The sequence below is a fragment of the Ignavibacteriota bacterium genome, assembly GCA_013285405.1.
Lineage (GTDB): Bacteria > Bacteroidota > Ignavibacteria > Ignavibacteriales > Ignavibacteriaceae > IGN2.
The window spans coordinates 1619833-1638998 of record CP053446.1 but is presented as its reverse complement, the minus strand read 5'-3'; the positions used below and the strand labels follow the sequence as shown (position 1 = coordinate 1638998).

The window sequence follows — 19166 nt, the reverse complement described above, 5'->3', positions numbered from 1 at the left end:
AATTATACCCTGATTTTATCAACATGAATCCAGTTCTAGTCTTCGTTGGTAAGAAAAAGTAAAAATGGGTGATGTAATATCTAACAAAAAAGCGATTCAAATGAATCGCCTTTTAAGAAAATATTTGTTTGTGGTTTATCTTCTTCCACCTCTGCCACCACCACCACGAGCACCACCGGCACCACGACCGCCTCCGCCGCCTTTTCTATCTTTTGGCGGACGAGCTTCATTAACTACCAGTTTCTTTCCCTTCAGCTCAAAGGTGTTGAGTGTTTCAATAGCTTTCATTGCTTCTGCCTGTCCGGGCATTTCAACAAATCCAAATCCTCTCGATTCTTGTGTAAACATATCGCGGATTACTTTCGCACTGCTAACCTTACCATACTGCGAAAAAAGCTCATTGAGGTCATCTTCTTTAACGTCAGATGAAAGATTGCCTACGTAAATGTTCATTTTGAACTCCTTAAAAAAATAAAAAAAATTGTCAGGCGATTATTATTTACAGCCTGATACATGTCTTTGTAAAAAGAGATAAAGCTGGAATTTGAAGAAATGCTGTATCTTTATTTTATGCGGACATTCAAAGTTAGAATAAATAAATAGTTTTTACAAGTGAATTATATTTTAGTAAGGGTATCATTTGCATACTTTACAATCAATCTGATTCCCGGGCGATTAGTTATGTAGTACCAAATCCATTCAGCCATAACTCTAAGCTTGTTTCTAAAACCAATAAGATATAAAATATGAATAAATGACCACGCAAGCCAAGCAATTAAACCCCAGAGCTTCACGCCTTTAACAACTCCAACGGCTTTGGCTTTCCCTATAGTTGCCATTGTTCCCTTATCATTGTATTTGAACTTTTTTCTCGATTTTCCTGATAGATTCCGCGAGATAATTTTCGCGACGTATTTTCCCTGCTGCATTGCCACAGGTGCAATCGCAGGAAAAAATTCATCTTTTTCATTTTTTAATGAAGCAGCATCACCAATAACAAAAATGTTTTCATCTTCCTTTATGCTAAGATCATTACGGACAATTGCTCTTCCGGTTTTGTCTGTTTCGGTCCCTAAAGTTTTAATCAGCGGTGATGCCTGGTTTCCTGCTGCCCAGAGAACATTGCTTGATTCAATAAATCTTTCACCAACTTTTATTCCCCGTTCATTTATTTCAGAAACCTTTTCATTTAATATTACCTCAACCCGAAGCTTTTTTAAATCTTCTAATGCATGAGAAGAAAGTTTATCCGGATAGCTGGGAAGAATTTTTGGCAGTGCTTCAATTAAATATACTTTCGTCATCAAGGTAGTAATGTTCCTGAAATCATGAATAATATTATCGATCACTATTTCTGAAATTGCGCCTGCAAGTTCAACACCGGTTGGTCCGCCACCAATAATTACAAAGTTGAGATACTTTTGTCTCATTACCGGATCGGATTCTTTTTCTGCTGTTTCAAGTGAAAGAAGAATCATTTCTCTTATTTTCAAAGCATCATTCATTGTTTTCAATCCCGGTGCGAATTTTTCCCAATCATCTTTTCCGAAGTATGAATGATTTGATCCGGTTGCAATTATGAGATAATCAAATTCAAGTTCGGAACCATTAAACATTACTTTCTTCTTCTCTTTGTCTATTAACTTAACTTCGCCGAGCAGAACTTCAACGTTTTTAAATTCACTAAAAACTGAACGGATGGGGATTGCAATATCAGCCGGAGATAAAGCAGTAGTTGCTACCTGGTAGAGAAGTGGTTGGAACACGAAATGATTTGTTTTGTCGATTATAGTAATGTCAAAATCGAACCTGGAAAGAATTTTTGCGGCAGTCAGACCACCGAAACCTGCGCCAACTATAATAACCTTTTTCATAATATTTGAACCTCCTGATACAAATTTAATAATTTGCAGGAGGTTAACTGTTGAGCAAAGTCACATAAAAAATATGCCGCCAAAAAGACGGCTGTGAATTAACCATAGTTGCAGAGTAATGTTGAAAATTTTATTAATCAGACTTCCGTGAAGTCTTCTTCACTATCATAATAGAAATGAAATTTTTTCAATTTAGGCAAATTTTCTTTCAGTTCTTTTTCCAACTCTTCCATTTGCTTTTTGAATTCTTCATCATTCCATTTGAACTTATAGATTTTTGATTTGTTTTCATCAAGTTCTTTTTCCAACTCTTTCATTTCTTCATTAAATTCTTCGCTATCAAAATGATGGAACTGGAAATTCTCCTTTAGTTCGGGAAGATTTTTTTTCAATTCCTCAAGTTCTTTATTCAGTTCATCAAAATTAAAATCAAACTCATCTCCAACGATCCTCGGCATTTGGAAACTGAATTTCTTTTCTCCAAATCTCATTTCATCAAGCTGACTATAAACTTTATCTTTGTAATCATCCAGAAGATCATCAGGAATTTGTTTCCCGTTTTTATAAATTGAAATTATTTTGTCACCATCAAAATTAACTTCCCAATGAATTTTTCCTTCATCAACAGTTTCATAAAATGAAAGATATTTTTGTGAATCTTTTTTTAATGAATCGCCCGGAGTTTCCGCATATAAAATTGAGTTAAAAATAAAAAGCAGAACTACTGCAGAAAAGTTGGTGGATAGGCTATAAAGTTTTCGCAATTGTATAAAATTTTTCATTTTTTATTATCCTTTCTTTTAGTTAGTTATTTTCTAAAAATTACTTTACTAAATATTGAGACGCCACACGAACTCAAGTGTTTCATAAAAAATTAAATACTTAAATAAAAAGCTGCGAATACTGATATTCGGCAAATAACCTGTTCAGTTGGATAAAATTTGGTTACAGATATCCTTTCAAATTAAACTATAATTCACAACAAGTATCAACTTGCATTTACATACCACATAAGTATAATTTTTGTTTCTGATTGATGATAATTGCTGCTAATCACTCTATATTTGTATGATAGTTTTTAATCAATAGTTAGAGGAAAGAATGAAAAAATTATTTTATCTTTTGTCCGCATTAGTAATCTTTTCACAGTTTACAGTTAATGCTCAGGATAAAGGTTTCGGACTTGGAATTATTTTAGGAGAACCCACCGGTGTCAGCGCAAAACTCTGGACAAGCAGCGAAAATGCTTTCGATTTTGCAGCAGCCTGGTCATTTCAAGGTGATGGACATTTATTACTTCAGGCAGATTATGTGTGGCATATCTTTCGTCTGATTCCAGTTGAATCAGGTAAGCTGCCGTTTTATGTTGGAGTTGGTGGTCGTGTGGTATTCGCGGAAGATGATGCAGTTATCGGAGTAAGAGTTCCATTAGGTTTGGATTATATGTTTTCAAATGCACCGGTAGATATTTTTGTGGAACTTGTTCCTATTCTCGATCTTGCACCATCAACAGATTTTGATTTTAATGGTGGAATTGGTGCAAGATATTGGTTTAACTAGTCAATATTTATTTTGAAGGCAGAATTTCCCTGCCTTTTTTATTTCCAGAAACCATACTTTTTTATGTGTCGATAAGCCATATAACCAACTGCCCCGGCTTGCACAGCTCCCAAAACATAACGCATCATATCGAATTCTGAATCACGAAGATATTGTTGATACAATGGTGCAGTGAAGAAAGTATTTACTTCATTAAAATTTGAATAAGAATTATTTGAAATTAATAATTCTGTTCTGAGCCAGATGTTAGATGGGTTTTCTTCAAATAATATTTCATCAGACACATCGTTAAAAAGTGGTTCTATAAAAAACTCATTAAGGTCATACTGATATTCAACCGGTGGGATAATACCCTGATATCTATAAAGCGAATCACTTTTATTTATCAATTCTTTTTCCTGCTGTGATAAACAATATTCAGCGAACAAAAAGATAAAAATTAAAATCAGAGGCGAATAATATTTTTGTGTCATATCTGATATTAATAACTTTCAACTATTTTTTTGAATGACCTATTTTAATTCCTTTAGTTTTCAAATATGAAATTATGGAATCGAAGCAATTATCATCTTCGCCAAGATATTCGGACGGACAAATTCCTTTTCTACTATAGTTCTTTTCGAGCACATATCTTGCTGCTGCACAGCAGGTAAACCCTGTTGTTCTCGCCATCGATGAATTTTCTTCTTTGGGATCATACTCATCAAAAATAAAATAATGGTGAGAATTTTTTCTGCCGTTTTGATTTCCTTCAATTAAAATATCAAGTACAGTAAAATCTCTTTCACCTTTTATTGGTGACCAGAATGGAAAAAGTAATTTTGCGGTCAGATCAATCGGCTTAATTTTTTTATTTTTTATTTCAATTTCGTCTTCGCCAAATAATCCAACTTCTCTGAAAATTTTCATCAGTTCAATATGTCCGGGATATCGCATTGTCTTTTCAACCATATTCGGAATCTTCATCGTCTTCAGTAATGATCTCAATCCATCTGTATTGAACGCTTCAAGTTTTCCAACCCTTGCAAAATTAATAATTTCAGAATCTGATAATGCTTCTTTTTCAACTATCTTTCCATCAACAACTAATCTTGCCGGACGAGTATATTCTGCAATCACATCAATTGGAGAAAAGAATGCTTTGTATTCGAAAGGCCATTTGCGTTTGTAAGGAAGCCCTCCAACCAGGCATTTATAATTTGATATTTTCATTTTCTGGTTGTGATAACCAAGAATGATATTTGCTAATCCCGGTGCAACCCCACAATCAACTATTGCAGTTACATTTTTTTTCTTTGCAAGATTATCCAGCAGAAATTGATCTTCGGGAAAGAAAGAAATATCAACAACATTTTTACCTGCATTGATGATTGACTTCAATGATTTGAATCCCATAAAACCCGGAAGTGCACAAATTACAAGATCACAATTCTTAATCACTTTTTTAATTTCAGAATCTGAGGAAAGATTTGCTTTGATCTTTTTTATTTTTTTGTCCTTAAGATTTTTCAGCGGCGTTATATTTGAATCAACAGCAGTGACTTGATAATCTTTGGAAAGTTCGAGAGCAATTGTTCTTCCTACTAATCCGGCACCGAGAACTACTATTTTTTTCATATTACCTTTCTAAAATCCCAATATACAAGCTCCAAATAACAAATAAGCACCAAAAACAAAATTCAAAATTCCAAACGAATTCAAGAATGTCTGAAGAATTGAAATTTGAATATTGAAATTTGTTTGTAAATTGTTTTTTAGTATTTGGAATTTGAATCTCGCATTTTCTTCTTGATTTATGCGCTATACTTTATTTTTACTCTGTATTTTCCCCAAAACCCTCTTCACAGAAACAACAACTGCTTCTTTAGTAAAACCATATTCTTTAAAAATAATTTCGTAAGGAGCCGAAGCACCAAATTTTTCTATGCTGATTGCTTCACCGAAATCACCAATATATTTCTCCCACCCTTGCTTTACACCAGCCTCGATTGAAATTCTTGCTTTAACAGATTTTGGAAAAACTGATTCTTTATACTCTCCTGATTGTGCTTCAAATATTTCCCAGCTTGGAAAGCTTACAACTCTTGTCTTAATTCCTTCAGATTGAAGTGCATTAAATGCTTCAAGTGCAAGCGATACTTCAGAACCAGAAGCCATCAAAATTACTTCGGGATTTTTTTCTGATTGATTAAGTACGTATGCACCTTTCGATAAATTTTCCGCTGTTGCAAATTTTGTTCTGTCAATCACCGGAATTTTTTGCCGCGTTAAAGCGATTGCAACAGGACTTCCTTTATGTTCGATTGCAAATTTCCATGCTTCAACCGTTTCATTTGCATCTGCAGGTCTGATAACAATTAATTTCGGAATTGCACGCAGTGAAGCCAGATGTTCAATCGGCTGATGCGTCGGACCATCCTCTCCAAGTCCGACACTGTCGTGAGTATAAATATAAATTGGACGAACACCTGAAAGTGATGCAAGCCGAATTGATGGTCGCATATAATCAGAAAAAATCAGAAATGTTCCGCCGTATGGAATTAATCCACCGTAAATAGCCATTCCATTTAAAACTCCGCCCATTCCGTGTTCACGAATTCCAAAATGAAAATTTCTACCGGCTCTGTTCTCTGCAGAGAAGTTTGATGAATTATTTATGTATGTATCGTTAGATGGATGGAGATCAGCCGAACCGCCAATTAGTGTAGGAAGATACTCAACAATAGAATTGATTACTTTTCCCGAAGCACTTCTGGTAGCAATTTTCTCCGAATAGTTTGTGTATGCCGGAAGAGCATTAATCCAGAGATCACCAAAATCATAATTGAATACTTTTACAAATTGTTCGGCAGCATTCGGATATTTTTTCTTATAAGTTTCAAAAAGCTTATTCCATTCATCTTCGTAATTGCTGAAATTATTTTTCAACTGATTGAAATGATCACTCACTTCATCGGGTATATAAAAAAATTTATCTTCCCACCATCCAAGATTCTTTTTTGTTAATTTAACTTCAGCTTCTCCAAGCGGTGAACCGTGAGCAGAAGCTGAGTCCTGTTTGTTCGGGCTGCCAAACCCTATATTTGTTTTTGTAATAATTAATGTTGGTTTGTTCTTTTCTTTCTGAGCTTCTTCTACTGCTTTATCAATTTGTGAAATATCATTTACATCATTGACAGTTAAAACCTGCCAGTGGTAAGCTTCAAATCTTTTTTTAATATCTTCTGAAAATGCAAGACTTGTTTTCCCGTCAATTGTGATTCCATTATCATCATAAAAGAAAATTAATTTACTCAGCTTCAAATGTCCGGCAAGTGATGCGGCTTCGTGAGAAATTCCTTCCATCAGATCACCATCGCTGCAAATTCCGTAAATAAAATGATCAAGAATTTTTATTTCCGGTTTATTAAAAAGTGATGCAAGGTATTCTTGTGCAATTGCCATCCCGACAGCATTTGAAAAACCTTGTCCGAGTGGTCCTGTAGTTGTTTCAACTCCATCTGTTAATCCAAACTCAGGATGTCCGGGAGTAATACTCTTCCATTGACGGAAACTTTTCAAATCATTCATTGAAATTTTGTATCCGCAAAGATGAAGAATTGAATACAACAACATACTTCCGTGTCCGGCAGAGAGAATAAATCTGTCGCGGTTCAACCAATGTGAGTTTGCAGGGTTGTGCTTCATATATTTTGTATAAAGTCGATATGCAATTGGTGCGCAGCCCATCGGCATTCCGGGATGACCGGAGTTAGCTTTCTGAACAGCATCAACAGCAAGGAAGCGAATAGTATTAATTGATAATTGATTAATATCTTTATTTGACATTTGTTACTCCTTGATCGCTAAAAAAATGTAAAGTTAGATGAAGGTGTTCGAAATATATAGCATTAGAAAAGTTCATCGTAATCATCTCAAAGCAGTGCTTAACTTGAATGTAAAATTACGGCTTATTTGCAGGAATTAAAATTGAATTTATTTATAAATCTGGTTTTTAAAATCTTTCTGACTAATTCCAACCTTCGTTTTTGAACAGTCTTGAAAGATTTGGTGGATTTCCCTCCAAAGGAGTCCCTTTGAGAAAATCCAAGTCTGTTTACATTTATTTTTAGATACTTCTGAAAAATTCTATTTTGTCATATTGAACGACCTGTCTGCCGGCAAGGCAGGAGTGGAATATCTTGTTTTTAAATTAACAAGAGACTCTTCATCCGGCAGCTACCGGATTCAGAGTGACATATCAATAACAATTCTGAAGTCTCTAATAATTAGTTAAGGATTTGAAGTTTAAATTCTTTGGGACTTACGCCTACTTCTTTCTTAAACAATCTGGAAAAGTATGGTGGTTTTCCTCCAAAGGAGTCCCTTTGGGAAAATCCAAGTTGATTTGTATTTATTAATAATCAGTTAAGAATTTGATGTTTAAATTCTTTGGGACTTACACCCACTTCTTTCTTAAACAATCTGGAAAAGTATGGCGGATTCTCAAATCCTAATCGATAAGCAATCTCTGAAATACTTTGTTCGCCTGTAACGAGCATATTTTTGGCTTCGGAGATTACATAGAGATGGATCAACTCTAATGCTGTCTTACCAGTTTCCTGCTTCAATAAATCGCTTAAGTATTTTGGCGAGATATTAAGTTGTGAGGCAATAAAATTCACGGTTGGTAATCCTTTGTCTTCTGCTTCGCCTTTATCAAAATATAAATTCAGGTTCTCATTAAATTTTGTTATTGTTTTTCCAATCAATGGCTTCCGGTCAATGAATTGTCTTTTATAAAATCGCTGTGCGTACTTCAAAAGAGAATCAAGATGAGAGAGAATAATCGATTTACTAAACTCATCGGGATTATCATGATACTCTTTTTCCATTTTATGAAACAACGACCACATAACTTCTTTTTCTCTCGGCGAAAGATGAAGTGCTTCATTAATTTCATAATCGAAGAAACTGTACTTCTTAATTTCTGTAAACAAAGGATGCCCCATCAAAAAATCCTCATGAATATGCAGAATAAATCCTTTCTCAGCAAACTCAAGACCGCGTACAAAAAGCTTTTGATTTGGTTTTATGAAAAACATATGACCTTTATTATGGTCATATTTTGTATTGCCATACAATATTTCCCCAGCTTTTACTTTTTTAAAGCCGATTATGTAGAATTCGCAAGCAAACTCCATGTTCTTTTCCAGAATTGATTTTCTTTCAAGTTCATTTAAACTGAATAAAGGATGTTCCGGTGGCGGAAATCCTTCCATCTCATCAAATTCACTTATACTTTTAAAGTGTTTCATATTTCACCTAAATATTTAAATACAAAATTAATTATCTATACTTATTAATTCATATGTTCTGCTTCCAAGCCCTAACTTTTCGCCATGTTCCAGAGTATGCACAGCATTTTTTTCTTCCATACGTTTAATTAAATCATGTCCGTCATGAGCTTTATAAACCAGATCTACACAAGCTTGATCTAAAGCAATCGGGTCAAGTGATGCGAGAATTCCAATATCACCCATAGTAGGATCTTTTGGATTTGAAGAACAGTCACAATCAATGGATAATTTATTCATCACATTTATGTACACAATTTTATCTCCTAAACTTAACATAATAGCTCCTGCTGCTTCAGCCATTGATTCGAGAAAATTATCCTGTGGTGTTGTAAATGCTTTACCAAAATCATTTAAATCATCTGTAAGCCCTGCAGTATGAATCCACATTTTTCCGCTTGCTGAAGCAATACCAATAGACATATTTTTTATTGCTCCTCCAAAACCTCCCATAGCATGTCCTTTAAAATGTGAAAGTATTATGTATGAATCATATTTCGTAAAGTGAGAGCCAACAAAATCTTCTTTTATGTTAACGCCTTGTTCAAATGGCAACGAAATGGAACCTTCTTCATCCATAATATCTACTGGTGCGATTGCTGTAAAGCCGTGCTCTTCAGCTACTTTTTTATGGTCTTCAGTATTTGCACGTTTACCCGGATAAGCGGTATTACATTCTACTATTGTTCCATTTACTGACTGGACTAAATTCTTGATCAGATTGGGCGAAAGAAAATTATTTCCACCTGGTTCACCTGTACTTATTTTAACAGCAACTTTCCCGGGTAAATTATGGTTCAATGCTTTGTATATAGCTATCAGTCCATCGGAAGTAATGTCCCTTGTCATGTATACAATTGGTTTTGCACTGATATCAGTTTTTTGTTGTGCACTGCAAATACCAACAGATGAAATTACAACAAAAAATCCTAGAAATATTGTTTGAATATATTTATACATTCTACTTCCCCTTATATAATTAATGATTAGGAGTTTTCTAATAATTAGCATTAAATAAGCTTTTATTTAATAATACAAAAATAAACTTCTTAAAAGTTCTCTGAAACTTATTATGGTTCAGGTTTATTTATTCCCAAATTCTGTTTTCTATATTTATCCGGATTATTAATAATTTCCGAAACAAATGCAGCGATACTTTTACGTGAAATTATACTTCCTTTTTCCGGTTCACCTTTATGTGTTATTTCATAATCAATTTCATCATTACCTGCCTGACCGGCAGGCAGGTTTGTAAACCAGGTTGGACGCAGAATTGTGTAATCAAGATCTGATGCTTCGATAATATCAGCCAATGCTCTGTAAGGTGCTAACACAGGTTTTAACGGTGTTACATAAATACCTATGGAACTAGTGGCGATTATTCTTTTCACACCTGTTTCGTTCATTGCTTTAACAATATTTGTTGTCATCTTTCCTAAATCACCGGCAAGATTAACATAAACAATATCCTGTCCCTGAATTGCATCTTTCAAAGTATTGTAATTCAAAACATCACCCTCAACTACAGTACATCCAGACACATCCAAATCATGCAATCTTTTTTTGTTCCTTAAAAACAAAGTAAGGTGAATATCATTTTCTGTTTTAAGTTTTTCGATTACATATTTTGCCAGACTTCCACTGGCACCGAGTATAATTATCTTTTTCATATTTGTTAAAATGTTGCTGCATCGATTACAAATCTGTAACGAGCTTCTTTGTTAATAACTTTTTTCCAGGCATCACTAATTTCTTCAGCTTTGATAATTTGAATTTGAGGATGAATATTGTTATCAGCACAATAGTGAATAACCTCTTGTGTTTCTGGTATCCCGCCTATAAGTGAAGCATTAACGTTTACACGAGAAACAGCTAAAGCAAAATAGTTGAACTTCTCTTGAAAAGCGGCCGGCATTCCTACTTGTGTAAAAAATCCATTGGGCTTTACAACTGATGTATAAGAAGCAATATCATAGTTCACAGGAATTGTTGAAATCATATAATCTAATTTGCCTTTATAGGGAGATAATTTTGAAATATCATTTACTACAATTGCTTCTTTAGCTCCAAACGCCAAAATATCATTTACTTTTTCCGGAGATGTTGTAAAGGCATATACTTCGGCACCTTTAGACACAGCTAATTTTATAGCCAAATGTCCCAATCCACCAATTCCTGCCACGCCCACTTTATCTCCTATTTTGAAATTAGCGTTCATCAATGGAGAATATGTAGTAATACCAGCACAAAGCAATGGTGCAGCTTCCTGAAAACTGATATGATCTGGTATATGAACTGCAAAGTGATCTCTCACAACAATGTTAGTTGAATATCCACCTTGAGTAATTCCTGAAGGCGATGTTTTATCAGGATATCCGTAGGTAAAAAGTGTTTTACCATTTTCGCATAATTGTTCTTCACCGTGTTTGCAGTTGTCGCATTCCATACAGCTATCTACCATACAACCAACCCCGGCTCTATCGCCAACTTTGAATTTTGTTACGTTACTACCAACAGCAGAGACAATCCCAACTATCTCATGTCCCGGAACTTGCGGATACTGTTGTGGTCCCCAATCTCCTTTCATCTGGTGAATATCGGAATGACAGATGCTCGCATATTTAATATCAATTAAAATATCATTATCACCGACTGGTCTTCGCTCAAACTCCCAGGGACTCAAAATACCTGAAGTATCAGTTGCTGCATAACCTTTAGACTTAATATTTTCTATCATACTCACTTCTCCATTAGCTTGTTTGCCAAATGCAGTAGATCCGGCAATCATAATTCCTGTTCCAACAACAGCGGATTGCTGAATAAATTTTCTTCTTGAAATGTTATTTGGGCTTTCCATTTTATGTACTCCTAAAAAAGTTTTTTAATCTTTTGGAATTATTTTGATTGTTGCAGAACGTGCTCGTTTACTAATCATCGAACTGAGATAAGAACTTCCTTTGTACTTCTTACTATAGGCAATATCTATGTTATCATTTGTTGACTCTTCAACCGGTTTAAATGTAACTTCTTTTGTAAAACCTGCTGCTTTAATTCTTCCTGCTTTTTGTTTCAATGCAGATTTATACCAACTTGAATTTTCTCCATTGTAGGCTCGCACAAAGAGATCTTCACCAACAACTACAGACCAAATCCATGTTGGTGTACCATATGTTTTTCCATCTTCACGAAAAGGTGCGATGTGCAAATCGTCAGTTTCACTTATTTTTTTTAATTCATCTTTAGTCCATTCAGCCATTTTCAAAATTCCTTGCTTTATAAATTTCTATACTCTTCGTCTGTTACTGCTTCCATCCATTTAACAATTCCCTTTTCTGTATTTGGAACAATATAGATGTGTGTCATACTGCTGTCTCTTGATGCACCATGCCAGTGAATGACATCAGGCGGACATTTAACAACATCACCTTTTCTGATAATTTCTATCGGCTCACCTTTAATCTGGTGATAACCAACTCCATCAGTAACAAGTAAAATTTGTCCGGCAGGATGCGAATGCCAATTAGATCGTGCACCCACTTCAAAAGTTACACTGCCTACGGAAGTTGTGAATATAGAATCATCAGCAACCAAACTTTTATTCCAGGCATTCCCGGTAAAATATTCTGAGGGCACTAAATCACCCTGTGCAAAAATTGCATTCTGATTTTCTGATTTATCATCGGGCATATTTTTAATCTCCGTTTTATTGCAATTAAAATTTAATATTGCTATAAGAGCAATAGCTGTAATCAATATAATTTTCATACTACCAATTTTCATTTTTTAGATTGATGATTAAAATTAACAAGTGAAATATACTATCGTTATACTGTCAGCACGTATACAAAAGGCGGGAAGATTGATACAGAATGCGGTTTAGTTTTGCTTACCAGTTTTACTGTTGAACAGCGTAGCTGTTATTTTTGTTTACTCTCAGTACATAAAGTCCTATAAGACCGGAAATCAATAAGAGCACTATTCCTATTGAAAGAATGATTTTGAAATTCAAGAAGTCTGCGAGATAACCCCAAGCACCAGCCATTATGGCTCCACCAAGCGCCAGGGCAATTGAGATGTTGGAAAATATTTTCGAATAGTCTTTTGTGCCAAAAACTGTTCGTACCAATAAAGCAGTCTCCACCGTAACACCAGCATAAGCCCATCCGAATAAAAATCCACCAATGGTCATCCATATCATTCCTGCTGTTCCCAGTAGCAGAAATACAAATCCTAAAATTCCTAAACCTGTTGAAGTAAGCACCCCTGCCAGCGAGCTTCTATCATTGATTGAACCCAAAAGAACTTTACCAATGGTAACCCCAAGCATAATAGCCGAAGCCACAAATGCTGATTGTTCTACACTAAAGCCAACGCTGATAACGTAGGTGGGTAAAAACAAATTGAGCGTAGAAACGGCAATCATAAAAAAGGCGAAAACCAGTAAGACGTAAAAGACATAAAGTGGCAGCATTGCTACTGAAATCTCAGGCTTGACAATGAGTAGAACGCCCACCAGCAAAGTGAATATACCAAATACTAAATTCCAGCCCCAACTATCAATTTCATTGCGATTAGAAATAGAAAAAACAATTTCACCTATACCGGATACCAGAAAAGTAATACTAAAAATAACAGATAAGGCAAGATACGATTCCAGGGGTGATGCGAATGTGTATATCCCCGTTGCTATGAACAGTAAGCCGCTAATGAGGTGTAGATACCAATGCTTAACGGAATTATTGATAATTTTTAAGAATGAAGTTTTCATAGTTAAGAGTTTTTAATGATGCTTTGATAATATATGATTGAAGGTATGCATAAAAAACGGTTAGGAATATTGTTTTAATGTTTAAAATTTTATCGTTCTATAATTTGCACTGGCCCAACAAGAACACCTGTACAATGGTTTTCTCCTTGAACCGAAACTGCAGGTATTGTTTGTTTACAGCTTCGCCAATAAATCCATAGTATCTGCTTGATTCAATCCCAAAGGCTTTTGGATCTTTGAGTAATTTTATTTCTTCTTTTGCAAGGTTCCTCCATCTTTTATTCGCACCGCTTTTGCCTCAAACATATTCATCAACGAACCTTTCAGGTTGTCGTCATCTACTTTATTCAGCATCACGGAGACGTCATAACCTTGTGAAGAAAAGAACAACTCAACACCGTCTTTACTTTCTATGATTTTGGTAAATGGAACCGGTTTGGTTTTTCCACTTGGGTCGGTCATTTCGCCTGTGAGCTTACTATCCTTTCTGCTTAACGCAAAATGAGATACTGCATCGCCATTGGGAGTTCCAACAAAAGTCAATTCCCATTTGCCTGCGTAAAAATCATTGATGGATGAATAAACCTCTGAAGATTCGGGTTGTTTACTTCTTTCCAGCTTACTTTCTGCAACCGAATTTTCAAAATCTTTCGGCAGCAGTACGTTATGTACCTTCTCTACCACCCGGTCCTCAGTCAATGAAAATTGTTGCTGAAATTGAAAATTCTTGCTTGACGATCCAACCTTAACGGTATAAGCTCCTTTCTCTGCTACCCAAGCCGACTGATTGGCATCAAATGAAGTGAGGTCCCGGGCATTGAGTGTAAAGGTTATAGTCTGTTGTTCGCCCGGCTTTAATAGTCTGGTTTTGGCGAATGCCCGCAACTCTTCCGAAGGTTTATCCAGTTTTGTAGCGGGTGCGCTGAGATAGAGTTGAACCACACTTTTACCGGCTATTTTACCCGTATTGGTAACGGTAACGGTGGCTGTGATATTGGTGTCAAATTGTTGTTTGCTCAATTTCAAATCCGAAAATTTAAAATCGGTATAACTCAAACCGTATCCAAATTCGTAAGCGGCTTTTTTGTTTTCCTTGTTATAATCACGATAGCCTACATAAATGCCCTCTTCATACACAGAGGTGGACGGAACACCTAAGGGAAAGCCCGGAAAGGAAGAAGCCGAAGACACGTCTTCATACTTCATGGGGAAAGTCATCGGCAACTTTCCGGAAGGATTTACCTTGCCGCTTACAATGTCGGCAATGGCGTTACCGATTTCTTGTCCGCCCTGCCATGCCAATAGAATGGCATCGGCTTTATCCCGCCAGCTTGCTGTTTCTACCACACCGCCAACGTTCAAGATGATGATAAATGGAACGTTTTGCTGTTTGCTTATGGACGAAAGTGAACTGATGAGTTGTAGTTCTGTATCGTTCAGGTTGAAATCATCTTCAATTTTTCTATCGGCTGCTTCGCCCGCATTCCGCCCAAGGGTAAATACAATGGCGTTCATTCCTTGGGCCATCGAAGTAAGCTCCGATAGGGAAAAAGTAATTTCTGGCAGCATCCGGGGTTTACCCAGGATAATTTTAGGTGGGGGAAACTTTTTAAGATCTTCAGCAGCGTGTTTTGTATATCGCTGAGCAAGTTTGTTGTCCAATTGATACCCGGCATTTTTCAAACCATCAAAAGTAGATATCGTATAAGCCTCATGCACATCTCCACTACCGGTACCCCCGATAATAGGCGCATACGATGCAGTTCCTAAAAGAAGTATTTTTTTATCGACTGAAAGAGGAAGTGTTTTCTTTTCATTTTTCAGCAAAACCATTCCTTCTGCTGCAGCTTGTCTGGCAATGAGAGCATTGGTTTTTAAGTCCGGTTTATTACTATAAGCGTAGCCATTCATTGTTGGCAACTGCGACATCACGGTTAAAATACGGGTAACGCTCAAGTCCAATAACTTTTCATCAAGCTCTCCCTTTTTCACAGCATCTACTATTTGTTGGGCTTGCTTCGGAGTGCCTGGCATCACCAGATCATTCCCTGAACGGATTTGCGCAACAGGGTCTTTGCCACCATACCAGTCAGACATCACATAACCACCAAATCCCCACTCATCTCTTAAAATGGTAGTCAGCAAATCATAGCTTTCAGGGGTATAAGTACCATTGAGTTTATTGTAGCTGCTCATTATGGTGAAGGGTTTAGCTTCTTTAACCACAATTTCGAAAGCCCGTAAGTACATTTCTCTGAGCGTTCGTACATCTACAACTGCATTTACATTATTCCGGTTACTTTCCTGATTGTTGGCAGCAAAATGTTTAGCAGAAACGGCAATGCCATTAGATTGCAGCCCTTTTGTAATGGCTGCGGCTATCTTCCCGGTCAGCAAGGGGTCTTCTGAATAGTATTCAAAATTCCGTCCGTTGAGTGGGTCTCGTTGCAGATTCATACCGGGGGCGAGAATGACATCAATGCCATATTCTTTCACCTCGCGTCCAAATGCTTTGCCCAGTTTGTTTACCAAATCCACATCCCACGAAGAAGCCAACAGCGTACCTACAGGCCAGGCGGTTGCGAAATATGATTTGTTCTTTTCATCATTCCGATAGGCATCTATACGTACGCCAGCGGGACCATCGGCAACGGTCATGGTAGGAATCTTTAATCGGAGAATGCCTTTTATGGTACCGGCAGCACCTTTCACCTCACCGTAAGACAAGCCCACAACAGGAGCTGTGTTTTCCGTTTCCATTCCACCGCCTATTACAAAGTGGGCTTTCTCCTCAAGCGTCATGGCTTTTACAAGCTCATGAATAGCATTTGAATCAAGGTGGTTATTTCCCATTTTATTTATAGTTTGTACATTAGATGTATTGATAAACACTAATGCTAACAGGCTCGACATAAAACATTTAAGTACCATAAGAGCGCCCTTTTGATTGAATGTGAATTTTATAAACAAATCAATAAATACATTATTTCTGAATACACATCCACCTATTATTTTCTTTAAAACCTCCAGTACAAAATGTTGCCATGCAGCTTCTCAAACTTTTGATTATTTAAGTTTGGTCAGTCATAAAATTTACATTAATTGTTGTTAACAACAAACTCTCCTTCATAGAGATACGGAGCGGTTCTGTTCCTGAGTTAGCACTTGCTCGAAACTGCATCCTGGAGATGTGGAGCCTGTTTGCCAAACTCTAAGAAAGCGGGAAGCACAGTGTACAAACAGGAACCATCTATGAGCAGTTTGCCTCCAGCAAAGGGAAGTACAGTTTTACGCTGATAGATTAATATCACCCCAAAATACCTGAACCATCTTTGCAAAACACATTCAGGCGTTACCGCATCGGAATGGATACAACGTCATGTCCGTGAACGCATCATTATTCTGCTGCAAAGCAAACGTTTCAACATATCGGAGATTGCCGATGAAATGGAATTTAGCAGCCGGTCGTTTTTTACGAGGTATGTGAAGAAGCTGTTGGGTGTTACGCCCAGTGAGTATAGGGCGAGGTTGAGTTAAATTTTTACTGTTGGGCAGAGGAACTATTGCTTTTGCTTACTCTCAACGCATAAAATCCAATTAATCCTGAAATGATTAAAAGCACGATACCTGTTGACAGTATGATTTCGAAATTCAAAAAATCTGCGAGATAACCCCAAGCACCAGCCATTATGGCTCCGCCAAGCGCCAGGGCAATTGAGATGTTGGAAAATATTTTCGAATAGTCTTTTGTGCCAAAAACTGTTCGTACCAATAAAGCAGTCTCCACCGTAACACCAGCATAAGCCCATCCGAATAAAAATCCACCAATAGTCATCCATGCCATTCCTTCTTTTCCCATTAACAGAAATATAAAACCTAAAATTCCTAAACCTGTTGAAGTAAGCACCCCTGCCAGCGAGCTTCTATCATTGATTGAACCCAAAGCAACTTTACCAATGGTAACCCCGAGCATAATGGCTGAAGCGACAAATGCTGATTGTTCTACACTAAAGCCAACGCTGGTAACATAAGTGGGCAAAAATAAATTGAGGGTAGAAACTGCAATCATAAAAAAGGCAAAAACCAGTAAGACGTAAAAGACAGGTGATTTAATGGCAACAGTATAATCCATTCCGGTTTTTTGAACTTCCGCAGTTTCGGCTTTTTCTCCAAAAGACTTCACACCTTTATCCGATGGATAATTTCTCAACAAGATACCGAGTAAAGGAGTAGCTACTATAAGAATGATGATGCCAAAAATTAAATAAGTGTTTCTCCATCCATAGGTTTCAATTAAATATCCACCAAAAGGATTGAACAGTACACCACCAATGCCCGAAGCCGCGCTACATAATCCAATAAAAAAACCAACCCTTGTATTAAACCAGCGATTGATTAAAACAGGATAACTCAGATAAAGAAGAAATGCCAACGCAATACCGATAACCGCACCTGCAATATAAAAATGCCAGACTGATGTAAACTGCGTCATTGCCAGATATACTAACCCAACAACACCTGAACAATTCGTGAGCAACCACCTTGCGCTGTATTTGTCCATCATTTTTCCGGCAACGGAAAGCATCAAAAACGAACAGGCATATACAAAAGTCATATACAATCCGAAATTACCTTTTGAAACGCCAAGGTCGGTACTTACAGGTGTATAAAAAATTCCGGCACAACTCATTACCAAACCAATAATGACACCCATTATCAGACAGCAACAAAAGACGATGATGTAGCCGTAATGAAATTTAAAAGAATTTGCTATAGCCATAGTTTTATTTTTTTTCGGGTTGAAGGGGTCCGTAGAAATAAGAAGCCGTTACACCACCGTCAATTAAAAAATCTGAACCAGTGATGAATGACCCTTTGTCTGACAATAAAAGCTCAGCAACATTCGCTACCTCGTCTGCCATTCCAGGACGACCAGCCGGACATTTTGCAAACATATTTTTGTAAAAATCGCCTCTAGGTCCGTTGATTTCGTCCAATGCCAATGGTGTAATAATGATACCCGGAGAAATGGAATTTACCCTTGCACCTTTTTCACCCCATTTTACCGCTTCAGCCATTACTCTTTTTACATTGCAACGCTTTGCCATTTGGTAAGCATGTAAAGTGTCTTTGATATTCTCGGGTTGCAACATTTTCAATTTTAATAATTCTTCTGTTGGTGTAGTAGCTAACAATCGGTCTTCATCGGCAGTTAATGCAGGCATTCGATAACCTGATTGACTGGAAATGGTAACACAAGTCCCTCCATCTTTAATGACTTTACCAAACTCCTCTAATAAGATAGCCGTGCCGTAAAGGTCAACTGCCAAAATATGCTCTTTAGTAGATTGACTTGGTGATAGTCCAGCAGCATTGACAAACATTGAAATTTCACCTTCTTTTTTTGCTGCTGCGATCAATTCTAAAACAGAAGTTCTTGATGAAATATCTGTTTTAAAAGGAACGGCATCAAAACCTGCTTCCACCAATGTTCTGCTGATGGCTTGGGCGTTTTCCAATTTCCAATCGGCAACAAATATTTTATTGCCATACGCCATTCTTCTTACAATGGCCATTCCGAGCTGTCCGGCTCCGGTTAATACGATAATATTTTTTTTAGTTTTCATT

At 36.7% G+C, this 19166-nt stretch carries 17 protein-coding genes and 1 pseudogene; 2 read left to right on the top strand and 16 right to left on the bottom strand.

Annotated features, from left to right (window positions below; genetic code table 11):
- Positions 1-135 precede the first annotated feature (135 nt).
- From HND39_07120 to HND39_07110, 3 genes are all read right to left on the bottom strand, one after another.
- Positions 136-453 carry an RNA-binding protein gene (locus tag HND39_07120; protein QKJ96072.1) on the bottom strand — a complete coding sequence of 106 codons (318 nt, stop codon included), beginning with the start codon at positions 451-453 and terminating at the stop codon, positions 136-138.
- Between the two features lie 164 nt (positions 454-617).
- Positions 618-1877, bottom strand: coding sequence for an NAD(P)/FAD-dependent oxidoreductase (locus HND39_07115; protein QKJ97915.1), 1260 nt, complete (start codon positions 1875-1877; stop codon positions 618-620).
- A 134-nt stretch (positions 1878-2011) separates the two neighbouring features.
- A complete protein-coding gene (locus HND39_07110; protein QKJ96071.1) occupies positions 2012-2656 on the bottom strand; it encodes a hypothetical protein in 645 nt (214 codons plus the stop codon).
- Between the two features lie 319 nt (positions 2657-2975).
- On the opposite strand from HND39_07110, the gene HND39_07105 reads away from it, so the two are divergent.
- Positions 2976-3434: a hypothetical protein gene (locus HND39_07105; GenBank protein ID QKJ96070.1), complete on the top strand. Its 459-nt coding sequence runs from the start codon at positions 2976-2978 to the stop codon at positions 3432-3434.
- Between the two features lie 38 nt (positions 3435-3472).
- On the opposite strand, the gene HND39_07100 is transcribed toward HND39_07105, so the two are convergent.
- From HND39_07100 to HND39_07050, 11 genes are all read right to left on the bottom strand, one after another.
- Positions 3473-3907, bottom strand: coding sequence for a hypothetical protein (locus tag HND39_07100; GenBank protein ID QKJ96069.1), 435 nt, complete (start codon positions 3905-3907; stop codon positions 3473-3475).
- A gap of 22 nt (positions 3908-3929) precedes the next feature.
- Positions 3930-5051, bottom strand: coding sequence for an NAD(P)H-binding protein (locus HND39_07095; protein QKJ96068.1), 1122 nt, complete (start codon positions 5049-5051; stop codon positions 3930-3932).
- A gap of 183 nt (positions 5052-5234) precedes the next feature.
- Positions 5235-7262, bottom strand: coding sequence for a transketolase (gene tkt, locus HND39_07090; GenBank protein QKJ96067.1), 2028 nt, complete (start codon positions 7260-7262; stop codon positions 5235-5237).
- A gap of 575 nt (positions 7263-7837) precedes the next feature.
- Positions 7838-8731, bottom strand: coding sequence for a helix-turn-helix transcriptional regulator (locus HND39_07085; GenBank protein ID QKJ96066.1), 894 nt, complete (start codon positions 8729-8731; stop codon positions 7838-7840).
- Between the two features lie 27 nt (positions 8732-8758).
- Positions 8759-9730: a DUF362 domain-containing protein gene (locus tag HND39_07080; protein ID QKJ96065.1), complete on the bottom strand. Its 972-nt coding sequence runs from the start codon at positions 9728-9730 to the stop codon at positions 8759-8761.
- Between the two features lie 110 nt (positions 9731-9840).
- On the bottom strand, positions 9841-10440 hold the full coding sequence (locus tag HND39_07075; protein ID QKJ96064.1) for an NAD(P)H-binding protein: 600 nt from the start codon (positions 10438-10440) through the stop codon (positions 9841-9843).
- Between the two features lie 5 nt (positions 10441-10445).
- Positions 10446-11627: an NAD(P)-dependent alcohol dehydrogenase gene (locus tag HND39_07070; GenBank protein ID QKJ96063.1), complete on the bottom strand. Its 1182-nt coding sequence runs from the start codon at positions 11625-11627 to the stop codon at positions 10446-10448.
- Positions 11628-11651: 24 nt separating this feature from the next.
- The gene (locus tag HND39_07065; GenBank protein ID QKJ96062.1) at positions 11652-12026 is read right to left on the bottom strand and encodes a DUF2255 family protein; all 375 of its coding nucleotides are present in this window, start codon (positions 12024-12026) and stop codon (positions 11652-11654) included.
- A gap of 17 nt (positions 12027-12043) precedes the next feature.
- The gene (locus HND39_07060) at positions 12044-12550 is read right to left on the bottom strand and encodes a cupin domain-containing protein (GenBank protein QKJ96061.1); all 507 of its coding nucleotides are present in this window, start codon (positions 12548-12550) and stop codon (positions 12044-12046) included.
- A 115-nt stretch (positions 12551-12665) separates the two neighbouring features.
- Complete coding sequence (locus tag HND39_07055) at positions 12666-13538, bottom strand: MFS transporter (GenBank protein ID QKJ96060.1); 873 nt, start codon at positions 13536-13538, stop codon at positions 12666-12668.
- Positions 13539-13784: 246 nt separating this feature from the next.
- The gene (locus HND39_07050) at positions 13785-16469 is read right to left on the bottom strand and encodes a beta-glucosidase (GenBank protein QKJ96059.1); all 2685 of its coding nucleotides are present in this window, start codon (positions 16467-16469) and stop codon (positions 13785-13787) included.
- A 317-nt stretch (positions 16470-16786) separates the two neighbouring features.
- On the opposite strand from HND39_07050, the pseudogene HND39_07045 reads away from it, so the two are divergent.
- Positions 16787-17075 (top strand): annotated as a pseudogene (locus HND39_07045) (AraC family transcriptional regulator).
- A gap of 4 nt (positions 17076-17079) precedes the next feature.
- On the opposite strand, the gene HND39_07040 reads toward HND39_07045, so the two are convergent.
- Positions 17080-18318 (bottom strand): MFS transporter, encoded by a 1239-nt coding sequence (locus HND39_07040; protein QKJ96058.1) that lies wholly within the window; start codon positions 18316-18318, stop codon positions 17080-17082.
- Between the two features lie 4 nt (positions 18319-18322).
- A complete protein-coding gene (locus HND39_07035; protein ID QKJ96057.1) occupies positions 18323-19165 on the bottom strand; it encodes an SDR family oxidoreductase in 843 nt (280 codons plus the stop codon).
- Between the last annotated feature and the right edge of the window lies 1 nt (position 19166).